This is a genomic window from Neobacillus cucumis, from assembly GCF_023715505.1.
Genome location: NZ_JAMBOH010000008.1, coordinates 148,093 through 159,732, shown reverse-complemented (window position 1 = coordinate 159,732; position 11,640 = coordinate 148,093). Strand labels below are relative to the sequence as shown.

Annotated in this window: 8 protein-coding genes; 2 read left to right on the top strand and 6 right to left on the bottom strand. The window is 39.4% G+C overall.

The genetic code is table 11. From position 1 onward, the window contains the following. The first annotated feature begins 60 nt into the window (after positions 1–60). Complete coding sequence (gene nasC / locus M3226_RS14015; protein WP_251566349.1) at positions 61–2,211, top strand: assimilatory nitrate reductase catalytic subunit NasC; 2,151 nt, start codon at positions 61–63, stop codon at positions 2,209–2,211. A gap of 59 nt (positions 2,212–2,270) precedes the next feature. On the opposite strand, the gene M3226_RS14010 is transcribed toward nasC, so the two are convergent. Continuing rightward, positions 2,271–4,571 (bottom strand): glycoside hydrolase family 2 protein, encoded by a 2,301-nt coding sequence (locus tag M3226_RS14010; protein ID WP_251566348.1) that lies wholly within the window; start codon positions 4,569–4,571, stop codon positions 2,271–2,273. A gap of 154 nt (positions 4,572–4,725) precedes the next feature. On the opposite strand from M3226_RS14010, the gene M3226_RS14005 reads away from it, so the two are divergent. Further along, on the top strand, positions 4,726–5,943 hold the full coding sequence (locus M3226_RS14005; protein WP_251566347.1) for an AraC family transcriptional regulator: 1,218 nt from the start codon (positions 4,726–4,728) through the stop codon (positions 5,941–5,943). 37 nt (positions 5,944–5,980) lie between these two features. On the opposite strand, the gene nspC is transcribed toward M3226_RS14005, so the two are convergent. The 5 genes from nspC to M3226_RS13980 form a co-directional block, all read right to left on the bottom strand. Then, positions 5,981–7,108 (bottom strand): carboxynorspermidine decarboxylase, encoded by a 1,128-nt coding sequence (gene nspC / locus M3226_RS14000; RefSeq protein WP_251566346.1) that lies wholly within the window; start codon positions 7,106–7,108, stop codon positions 5,981–5,983. A 1-nt stretch (position 7,109) separates the two neighbouring features. Beyond that, on the bottom strand, positions 7,110–8,348 hold the full coding sequence (locus M3226_RS13995; RefSeq protein WP_251566345.1) for a saccharopine dehydrogenase family protein: 1,239 nt from the start codon (positions 8,346–8,348) through the stop codon (positions 7,110–7,112). Positions 8,349–8,912: 564 nt separating this feature from the next. After that, positions 8,913–9,641: a GntR family transcriptional regulator gene (locus tag M3226_RS13990; protein WP_251566344.1), complete on the bottom strand. Its 729-nt coding sequence runs from the start codon at positions 9,639–9,641 to the stop codon at positions 8,913–8,915. A gap of 66 nt (positions 9,642–9,707) precedes the next feature. Continuing rightward, positions 9,708–10,493, bottom strand: a complete 786-nt coding sequence (frlD, locus tag M3226_RS13985) for a fructoselysine 6-kinase (protein WP_251566343.1) — start codon at positions 10,491–10,493, stop codon at positions 9,708–9,710. A gap of 66 nt (positions 10,494–10,559) precedes the next feature. Then, entirely contained in the window at positions 10,560–11,573 is a 1,014-nt protein-coding gene (locus tag M3226_RS13980) for an SIS domain-containing protein (RefSeq protein ID WP_251566342.1), read from the bottom strand. Positions 11,574–11,640: the final 67 nt, after the last annotated feature.

Below are 11,640 nucleotides of genomic sequence, written 5' to 3'. Positions count from 1 at the left end.
GAATTACTTCGGTGAGGATAAAGGCGAATAATAAAAGTTACAGGACGAAGGTGAGGAATCTTGACGGAATTGATGCTAAAGTACTTCCGAAAAAAGCAAAAGGAAGTGCAAACGGAAAAGGTATATAATACCCAATGTCCTTATTGTAGTATGCAGTGTAAGATGCAATTAATCGAACAGGCTGTTGTTTCAAGAAAACAATATAAAACGGTTGGCAAGGATAATCCAACCACCCAGGGGCGTCTATGCGTCAAAGGCATGAATGCCTACCAGCATGCTTTTAACAAGGAACGATTAAAATATCCGATGTTAAAGGTAAATGGCGAATTTGTCCGGATCTCATGGGAACAGGCATTGGAGCGGATAAAAGCTCAATTTACTAGAATACAAGAGGAAGACGGACTTAATGCCTTAGCCGTGTATGGGAGTGCATCGATTACGAACGAAGAAGCGTATTTACTTGGTAAATTTGCGCGAGTTGCGTTAAAGACAAAGTATATCGATTATAATGGCCGGTTATGTATGTCGGCAGCTGCCTCAGCAGCGAGCCAAACCTTTGGAATGGATAGAGGATTCACAAACAGCCTGGCAGAAATTCCAAATACCCGGTGTATTATTTTAGCGGGAACCAATATCGCGGAATGTCAGCCGACGATCATGCCCTATTTTGAAAAAGCAAAGGAAAATGGTGCATTTATTATCGCCATTGATCCACGTGAAACAGCTACTACGAAACTTGCAGACTTACATTTAAAATTGAGGCCAGGGACAGATGCAGCATTAGCAAATGGGCTGTTAAAGGTCATTGTGGAAGAAAATTATAGTAATGAGGCATTTATACAGGAACGTGCTCATGGTTTTCATGAGGTTAAAGAATATTTAGCTTCAGTAGAGTTAAGGGAAATAGAAGCCATCACTGGGGTTTCCATAAACGAGATTCAAAAAGCGGCAATCAAGTTCGGTAAAGAAGAAACAGGCATGATTTTTACTGCGAGAGGAGTCGAGCAGCAAACAGATGGTTCAGCCGCTGTCCGTAACCTTCTTAACCTCCTTGTTGCTACTGGCAAGCTAGGAAAGCCGAATTGTGGCTTTGGGGCCATTACAGGGCAAGGAAACGGCCAAGGGGCAAGAGAGCATGGCCAAAAAGCTGACCAGCTTCCTGGGTATCGATCGATTGAAAACGAGGAGCATCGATCATATGTGGCAAAGGTATGGGGAGTCGAACCGGATGATTTGCCAGGAAAAGGGGTCTCCGCCTATGAAATAATGGAGAAGATTGATGAAGGAGAAATTACTGGACTATTTTTAATGTGCTCCAATCCAGTTGTCTCCAATCCAAATGCTGATTTTGTTAAGAAAGCCTTGAAAAAGTTAAAATTCCTTGTTGCGGTGGATTTATTTGTTTCGGAAACAGCTAAACTCGCAGATTTAATTTTACCAACCTCTTCTTATTTAGAGGATGAAGGAACCATGACGAATGTGGAGGGAAGGGTAACATTAAGAGAAGCGAGCTGCCCATGCCCGGGTGAGGTGAAGCATGATTGGCAAATCATAGTGGATATTGCTCGTGCTCTCGGAAAGGAGAAGTACTTTTCTTTTTCCTCTGCAGAAGAAATTTTTAATGAATTGCGATTGGCAAGCCGGGGTGGAATAGCCGATTATTATGGAATTACCTATGAGAGGCTGCGAAAGGAAGGCGGTATTCTATGGCCATGTCCTGACCTTGAACATAAAGGGACTATAAGGCTGTTCGAAACCTCTTTCGCTCACCCTGATGGCAAGGCCAAGATGGTTGTCGTTCCCAATAAACCTGTGGTTCCAAAGGAAGAAGTAGGCAGCGAGTTTCCCTTGTATCTGACGACTGGCAGAGTCATGTCACATTACTTAACGGGAGTACAGACCAGGAGAAGTCCTGCGTTGGCGGCTAGAAATATTGAATCCTATATGGAAATTCACCCTGCAACAGCGATGGATTATCAAATTGCAGACCATACCTTAGTTAAAATTGAATCACGAAGAGGAAGCATCACTGTCAGAAGCAAATACTCCGAGACGATCCGTCCAGATACCGTTTTTGTTCCATTTCATTGGGCAGATTCACAAAATGTGAATGTTCTTATCAGTGGAGAATTAGACCCTGTCTGCCGGATGCCTGGATTTAAATTAAGTGCCGTAAAGGTAAGCCCTGTAAATGATGTATTTACAAATTGATGGCAAAACAAGGGGACGGTTCCCATGCTTCTTTCGAAGCATGAGAACCGTCCCTGTGCTTATTTTTGAACTTTTGTTAACTCTTTGTTTAAGGTGTACATCATTTTTTCGGTAAATTGTTCTGGGGCCATGGAGGCGATGAAGTCGATTTGCATCCCTGCTGCCATTCCGTACATTGGATGTTCAGTAAAGTTGCCTAAGTATTTTTCTAGGATCGCCTTTGTTTCTTCATTCTCCATTAATGCCTTAAATGTATCACGTGTAGAATAGACGTCATCGGTGATTTCGATCTCTTCTACTTCGACATCTTCAATGTCTGGCATTTGGAACCAGTTTCCGACTACTCCGCCTTTATCCTCTTCCGGAGCTTCATAGCTTGGATTTGGCTCTGCTACTTTTATGAATCGAGCTGTATCCTCTAGAAGGATGCCATCTTGGTTGGAAGTGACCTTGATTTCAGTGATTCCTTCTTCTAACTCCACGTTTTCAAAAACAAACACACGATTGTCACTTGTTTTCGTTTCAATCCCTTTGCCATTTGCATAAAGAGTTAGTTCATCACAGTTAGAGTAAACTTTGATGGTGATTTGGTCATCCGCCCGTTCAATGTAGCGCTTGCTCGTGATGTGAACAAATTTCTCATCAGACCAGTTTGCTTTATACATGTAGAAGGCGTCTTTTTTAATTCTGCGGTCGTATGTGATCAACCCTTTGTTATTTCTGCCCTGTACGCCGCCTTCGTCGCGGATATTGGCTCCAAAATCAAACATATTCCAAACATACGTTGACCATAGGTATGGACGCTTTGAGAAAATTCCCCATACTTTTTCATGATAAAGAGCATGATATTCCTCTGAATAATCCTTTACCTGTGGATGATTGGTATGATATTGCAGGATTCCTTCTGCGCCATATTCGGAGATACCTAGAGACACTAACGGGTTGGTTTTATGGAAACCGTCCAGCCAATCAGCGAAATCTTCGGCTTTTCCTTGGTACCAGCCGTAATATTTATTATAGCCGACGACATCCGTCACATAATTGTATTCATCTTTATCAGGTACAAACATGACATTTGCCATGGTCGTTAACCGGGTTGGATCCTCTTTTTTCGTGAGCTCATTTAATTCATTTACAAGTCTTCTAAGCTCTGGACGTTCACCGCTGATTTGAATTTCATTTTGGATACCCCAGAACATAATTGATGGATGATTGAAATTTTGACGAATTAATTCTGTCATTTGCTGCTTGGCATTGATTCCTTCTAACTCATGTTTTGACATAACGGAGATAAATGGAATTTCGGCCCAAATGACCATTCCTTCCTGATCGCAAAGCTCATAGAAGAACTGGTCATGCTGATAGTGGGCTAAGCGGATCGATGTGGCGCCGACTTCTTTGATTAGCTCCATATCTTCTAGGTGTTCTTTTTTCGTAATTGCCCAGCCCATGTCTTTGCGGTCTTGGTGTCTAGATACACCATTCAATCGAAGCGGTTCTCCATTTAAAAAGAAACCATTTTCCGGGTCAACGTGGAAGTATCTCACTCCAAATGGGATAGTTATTTCATCGAGGGTATCGTTAAAGCTGACCAGTGAGATCTTCGTTTCATAAAGGTATGGGTTCTTTTTTCCGTTCCATAATGTAGGATTTTCAATCGTAACAGGAATCTCCACTTCTGTTGTCTCTCCTGCTGCTAGAAAAACATCCTTTGCCCCGTAAGCTACATTTTTACCATTAGCATCTAAGATATCTGCCCAGACTCTTACTTTCTTTTCTATATCCAGGTCATTTACTGCCTTAGATTTGACCGTTAAGACTGCACGCTCGTTTGAAACGTTTTCTTGAATAACATAGACACCTTTGGAACCATAATCCAGTAAATCAAAGTGAATCGAATTTGCAAAAACAAGATTTACATCACGATAAATTCCGCCGTAGAAAGTGAAATCGGCCATCTGTGGATACACATCATCGACAACGGTATTATCAACTTTGACTGAGAGTATATTCTTTTTACCAAAATCGACTACATCTGTAATGTCAAAACGGAAAATCGAGTAACCGCCACGGTGCTGTCCAAGATGGTGACCATTCACATACACATCCGTAATACTATTAGAGCCATTAAACTCAATATATACTCTATTTCCTTGTTCTAACGCATCTAATACAAATTCTCTTCGATACCAGCAGGCACCTTTATAATAATCAAATCCATTGGCACCATCAATTGCATTCCAGGTGTGAGGGACCTGAACCTCCTGCCAATTTTCTGTATTAAAGTTTACTGCTTGTGCATTCTCTTCATCTTGCCTAATAAATTTCCAATTAGAATTAATATTTAAGACTTTTCTCATTTGACTTCCTCCTAAATATCTTTTAAATCCAATTCATTATAGTATAGGTTTTGAATAGATAATCATACAAATTTGACTTTATTAGCATAAATATTGCATATTTTCTTCTGAACGGTTTTAATAGGGGAAATAGACTAGTGGAGATGAATTTAAGGTGGAAATCATTAAAAAAGGAAAGCTGCTGCATTCGATTACTTATTTGGATGTAAAGATTGTGGACCGCGAAGGGAATATCATATTTCAAAGATCACAAATTCAAACACCCCTGCTCCTTCAACCCTTCGCCAATGATGATCCAACAATGAATGAAAAATTAATGATGGCAGAGAACGATCAGTATTTTTATTACATAAATAGCATTGGGCTTGAATACTTAGCAGCAGGGATTTGGAGTAATAATCAATATAAGGGATTTGTTGTTTTGGGCCCATTTTTATCTAGTATTCCTTCCAATGAGATGATTAGTGACCTTATCTCAAAAAATAAGTTTCCAGTTAGTGAACGGAAACAGCTTCAAGATTATTATCAATCACTTTCGATTATTGGCAGTAACAAGTCTACCTATCTGGGGGATTTGCTGGTTAATATGTGTCATCATTCCTATATAGATGGTAAATTAGTGAGCACCGAAGTTCGTAAGTCAGCGGAAAAAGTTGAAAAAGTCCTTTACGAAGAAGATAAAAATTTGATTGAGGAGCGATATAAAGCGGAAAAGAAATTAATGAGGGCAATAGAAAAAGGTGATATGGAGGAAATTGGCAGGCTATCAAAGGAGGTTAAGGGGATTCTGGACTTTTTTGACCGTATTCCCGAGAGCCCCTTCCGTTCGGCAAAAAATCTACTTTTTGTCTTAAATACCTTATGCAGGATTTCGGCTGAAAAGGGCGGCCTTCAGCCCATCATTATCCACCATGTGTCGGAAAAATTTGCAATTCTTATTGAAAGAGCCCCAAATCTTCCCTACTTAAAAATATTAGCGTCCGATATGATAAATGAATATTGCGGTCTCGTTCAGAAACACTCAACCAGGGACTTCAGCATCATTGTTAGAAAGGCAGTCGATTATATCCATTCAAATCTTGAAAAAACATTAACCCTAAAAGAAATTGCAGCAAGCATTCATGTCCATCCTTCTCACTTATCTCGCAAGTTTAAACAGGATACGGGCAAAAGCATCATTGACTATGTAAATCAAAAAAGAGTCGAGGAAGCTATGCTCCATCTTCAAACCGGAACCGCTGCGGTCACAGATATCGCTTTAATCGTCGGATACAATGATTTGAATTATTTTACGAGGGTGTTTAAGAAATTCACTGGACAAACTCCTTCACAATATAAGAAAAAAGCAGAGGGACGGTTCTCTTGCTTCTAATGAAGCAAGGGAACCGTCCCTCTGCGTATACAATCTATTATGCTAATCTCATTTTAAAGTCTTGATAGCCAAATTCGCGTACAACTTCACAGTCGCCATCTGCTTTTTTAACAGCTATAGCTGGTAATGGCATGCCGTTAAATGTCGTGTTTTTAACCATTGTATAGATGGCCATATCACCAAAAACTAACCGGTCACCGCTCTTTAAAGGCTCGTTAAAGGAATAATCACCAATGATATCGCCTGTCAGGCATGTTTGTCCGCCAAGTCGATACGTATATGGCTTTTCACCTGCTTCTCCTGATCCAAAAAGAGGAGGGCGATATGGCATTTCTAAAACGTCCGGCATATGGCAGGAGGCAGATGTGTCAAGAATGGCAAGATCCATTTGGTTTTGATGTGTATCAAGCACAGTGGTAATTAGATAACCTGCGTTAAGAGCAACCGCTTCGCCCGGCTCCAGATAAACTTCTAAACCGTATTTCTCCTGCATTCTCTTAATACAAGCTTCTAATCTTGGAATGTCATAATCTTCTCTAGTAATATGATGTCCGCCGCCAAAATTAATCCATTCCATCTGCGGAAGCCATTCCCCGAACTTTTCTTCTACTGCATTTAAAGTAGTTTCTAAGTCGTCAGAGTTTTGCTGGCAAAGGGTGTGGAAATGCAGCCCTGAAACACCGTCGAGCAATTCAGGACGAAAATGCTCCGTAATTACACCAAATCTAGACCCTGGTGAACATGGATCATAGATTGCATGTCCGATTTGGGTAGAGCATTCAGGATTAATACGCAAGCCCACTTTTTTACCGGCTTCTAGCGCTTTATTTTTAAACTTTCCCAACTGTGAGAACGAATTAAAGATAATGTGATCACAAATCGAAATAATTTCATCTATTTCATCATCACGGTAGGCAGGGGCAAAGACATGATTTTCTTTGCCCATTTCTTCGTAGCCTAAACGTGCTTCAAATAAACCACTTGCTGTGGTGCCACTTAAATATTTTCCAATGAGGGGATACATTGTTGTCATAGAAAATGCCTTTTGTGCCAAAACAATCTTTGCTCCTGTACGCTGCATAACACCGTTTAGGATTTTTAGATTTCGTTCGACGAGACCTTCATCGATGACATAGCACGGTGTTGGTAATTCTTCAAACCGCATCTTATTTAACTAGCTCCGTTGCTTTTTCCACTGCAGGCTCATCATCAACTAAAACTGGATTAAAGTCCTCTACCCATGGAAGTCCCCACTTGTTTAACTCTTCCATGAATGGATCTGGATCAAATTGTTCAATATTATATACGCCGGCTTTGTTCCATTTACCAGTTAGGATCATTGCTGCACCGATCATCGCAGGAACACCTGTAGTATATGAAATGGCTTGAGAGCCCACTTCTTTATAGCACTCTTGGTGGTCACAAACATTGTAAACATAATACGTTTTGTCTTTTCCATCCTTTTTCCCTTTAAAGATACAGCCGATATTTGTTTTACCAACTGTACGAGGTCCAAGGGAAGCTGGATCTGGTAATACAGCCTTTAAGAACTGTAGAGGAATAATTTGTTTACCTTCAAATTCAATTGGCTCAATAGAAGTCATACCTACATTTTCAAGTGCTTTTAGATGTGTAAGGTAGCTTTGGCCAAATGTCATGAAGAAACGGATACGCTTAAGTCCTGGGATGTTTTCCGCAAGAGATTCAAGCTCTTCGTGGTAAAGCAAATACATATCTTTTTCGCCAACTTCAGCGAAGTCATAAACGCGCTTGATTTCCATTGGCTCAGTTTCAATCCACTCGCCATTTTCCCAGTAACGTCCGTTAGCAGAAACTTCACGAATATTGATTTCAGGGTTGAAGTTTGTTGCGAAAGGATAGCCATGATCGCCGCCGTTACAATCAAGAATGTCGATATATTCAATTTCATCAAAATAATGTTTTAATGCATAAGCGGAGAATACGCCTGTCACACCTGGGTCAAAGCCGCTGCCTAAAAGGGCGGTGATGCCGGCTTTTTCAAAACGCTCACGGTATTCCCATTGCCATTTGTATTCAAATTTTGCCGTATCTTCTGGCTCATAGTTTGCTGTATCCATATAGTGTGTCTTTGTAGCAAGACAAGCATCCATGATGGTTAAATCTTGGTATGGTAATGCTAAGTTCATGACGATATCTGGTTTGACTTCATTAATTAATGCAATTAACTCATCTACATTATCTGCATTAACCTGTGCAGTTGTAATTTTTGTTTTGCCGCCTTCAAGTTTCGCTTTTAATTCGTCACACTTTGATTTAGTACGGCTCGCGATACAAATTTCTTCAAATACATCACTGTTTTGAACACATTTATGGACTGCAACAGACGCTACGCCGCCAGCCCCGATAATTAGTGCTTTTCCCATTTTCATTTCTCCTAACCTAATAAATTTTTAAAGGCACAACTAAATTCCGTAACAACAAAAAAAGCAAGTGCAAAACGCAGGAATTAATTGCGCACAACACTTGCTTTGATATATTCAATATTAAAAGTCACAGTATATCCATGACATAAAGTCATATCTATACTCTACCAAGTCATCAGACACTCTGGCAGAAAGCTTTTTAATATTCAAAATATATCATTTTAGGATCAGAGTCTATATAGCAAATAATCACTTTTACCACTCTTATTGACCGTTTCACAAGTTGTGTGCATGTGCACTGGTTGTAAAGTAACCAACTTATAAAATTTGAGCTTTTAACTCAATCAATAAGGCAACCAAAGTTGCCAATCGGCAGTTGACCCGGCTGTCCGTATGGCCTAAACTTCCAAGGAAGTGGTCAAGGTTATCTGCTTGGAAAGATCCAGATATATTGAATATTTGCTTTCCAAAAATCATGCTACTTCATAATAGCAGTACTTAAATATTATGGCAAGAGGAAAATAAAAAAAATAAATAAAAAAGCTGGACACCAAATAAGTTATCTTATTTTGCCCGATGAACCGTAAGTTTAACCTTGTTTGTTTCACACATAAAGGTAGAGAGGTGTACAGGTTCATCAGCTGAATTAAATGAAATTTTTAAAATTTTAAAGAGATTAGCGCCAATATCGCACTCCAGCCATTTAGCGTAGTCTTTTGTGGCACCAATGACATCGATGATTTTGTCATTACTGACAATTTCGGTTTGGTAATCGTTCAAAAGAATTTTATACGTTGATTCATTTCCAACAATTTTCTTTTCAAGATCTGGGAATCGAATTAACGAGAAATGGGCAATATCATAAAAAAGAGGACGATCATTTACATACATTAGCCGCTCAAGTTCCAAAATGGGGCTTCCTTCCTCGACTTTAAGATATTCTGCTATTTCCTCGGTTGCAGGTATGACCTCACTTTTTAAAATTCGAGAATTAGGGGTCATGCCCAGTTGATGACTGAACTCTGAGAACCCGCTTACAGATATCAACTCGTTATGAAACTTTTTTGAGGTAACATAAGTTCCTCTCCGTGGAATACGTGTTAATGTACCGTCTTTTACCAACTCCTCAATTGCCTTTCGGATGGTAATCCGACTTACGTTATAAATTTCACAAAGTTCAGCTTCGGTTGGTATTTGTTCATCTGGTTTATACTTACCTTGCTGGATATCATTTTTCAACATTTGCCTTATTTGCATATAGAGAGGCTGGGGGGTAGAAGGATTTAAATTCATTACTTGCTTCATCCTTATCCATCAATAAATTATAATATCTATTATACATCGAGAGCCCAGTCCTAGTCACCATGCACCGAAATATCGAATCGTTTTTGCAGCTGTTTCCGTACCTAACTTTAAACATTCGTTAATGGTACAGCCTTTCAATATTCCATAAATAAAACCTGAAATAAAAGAGTCCCCTGCCCCCATTGTATCAACTACATTTTCTTGGGATCTTACACCAAATCGGTGAAATTGTTGGCCATCAAAGGCAAGTGAACCATGTTCGCCTAATGTTGCCACAGCAAATTTAGAGCCAAGGTTTTTAATTTCTTTTAAATACTGACGTATATAGGCATCATCTTCTGTATAGGAAAAAAAGGCATAATCGACAAACGGTGGTAAGGTTTTTACCAGTGAATCATTTAATTGGTTTGAAAAATCAAATGAGGTAAGCAGCCCCATTTCTTTAAATACAGGATAATATTGTTCCACATGTCCCCAAATTCCAGCATGTACGCATTTGTGTGTTCCGATAAAAATAATTTCCTCCGGCGTCAAGGTAAAGTCAGCCATTACACCTTCATCGTATTCTCCAAATTTGCGATCATTTCCGACTAATTCAACATAGGTAATAGCCGTTTTTCCTTCCTTTTGAGAAAGATGAGTAGTATCTACGCCCTTGTTTTGAATAGCATGAATCATATCCTTACCGTATGAATCAGCCCCAACCCAGCCAATATAGGACGATTCAGCACCTAAACCTTTTAAATAGACAGCGACATTGACGGGATTTCCTCCAGGATAGGCCTTCCCGTTTGCTTGATAAACATCCATGCAGTTATCTCCGACAGCAGCTATTTTCATTACTAAATCCCCACTTTTCCTTTTTTAAGAAGAAACGAGCACTACGAATAGTGCTCATTATCATTTTTAATATTCCATTTGGCGATAGTATCTTCTAAGTTCTAATGAATGGTTCCGTTCACGCTCAAGGTAGACACTGATTCTGCTTAAGACGGACCAATTAATGCTAACAGCAAAGTGTTTTCTAAATTCCTCGCTGATCCCTTCCATCTCAAAATCCTTTGTATCAATAATCGTTACATTCTTTGTTATATTCTCAACAAATCTTTCTACACGATCCATAAGAGGCCTTGTTTCATCTTCTCCCTTTAGTAAAATCACACTTGTATCTTCGACGACAAGTTCAAGCGTACCGTGGAAAAACTCAGCAGCATGAATGGATTTTGCATGGATCCATTGCATTTCTTCTAAAACACACATCGCATAACAATAAGTATTCCCCCACAAATTACCGGAACCCACCATCATATGATAATCTGTATCTTTATGTTTGATCGCAAATTCCTCTGCTTGTTGATCAAAAGATTTAACAGCATTCAGAATGGCACGTGGGAGTAAATTAACTTCCTTCGTAAATTGCTCATATTGAGGAAATTCATCATGGTTATACATAAATCGGAAGATAACCATGTAGAGAAGCAGATAAAAAGTATCAAAAGAATGTTTTTCTGATCCTGTAGTTATACAATAGTCGACCATTTTTGTTAATGGTGTATTCGGCTCTGCTACTAATGCAATGGTTGTGGCTCCTTTTTCTTTACAATACTCGGCAGCTGCAAGGGTTTCTTTCGTTGTTCCGGAAACAGAGGTAAAGATACAAACTGAATCTTTACTAAAATGCTTATGGTTCATAACCATAAACTCCGCTGCAATTTCTGCATGAACGTCAATCGTAGAGTTTGATTTTAGAATATACTCATAGGGATACATCATGGCAATGGTTCCGCCTGCACCGATAAGGAAAATGTTCTTGTAGCCTTTTTGGCAGATTTCATCGACAAAACCTTCAATTTCCCCTCTAAATGCAAGGCCCTCTTTTTCAACAAGCGTAAGGAATAATTCTTCATCAAATTTTAACATGGACTTGGTCCTCCTTTTATATGGTGGAAAAATCTATTTGTTATGTCTTGTATTATAATTAAATATA

Bases quoted from the DNA above. Each gene is read 5' to 3' on its own strand.
- M3226_RS14010 (WP_251566348.1), bottom strand. From the start codon at position 4,571: ATGAGAAAAGTCTTAAATATTAATTCTAATTGGAAATTTATTAGGCAA.
- nspC (WP_251566346.1), bottom strand. From the start codon at position 7,108: ATGCGGTTTGAAGAATTACCAACACCGTGCTATGTCATCGATGAAGGT.
- M3226_RS13995 (WP_251566345.1), bottom strand. From the start codon at position 8,348: ATGGGAAAAGCACTAATTATCGGGGCTGGCGGCGTAGCGTCTGTTGCA.
- M3226_RS13990 (WP_251566344.1), bottom strand. From the start codon at position 9,641: ATGAATTTAAATCCTTCTACCCCCCAGCCTCTCTATATGCAAATAAGG.
- frlD (WP_251566343.1), bottom strand. From the start codon at position 10,493: ATGAAAATAGCTGCTGTCGGAGATAACTGCATGGATGTTTATCAAGCA.
- M3226_RS13980 (WP_251566342.1), bottom strand. From the start codon at position 11,573: ATGTTAAAATTTGATGAAGAATTATTCCTTACGCTTGTTGAAAAAGAG.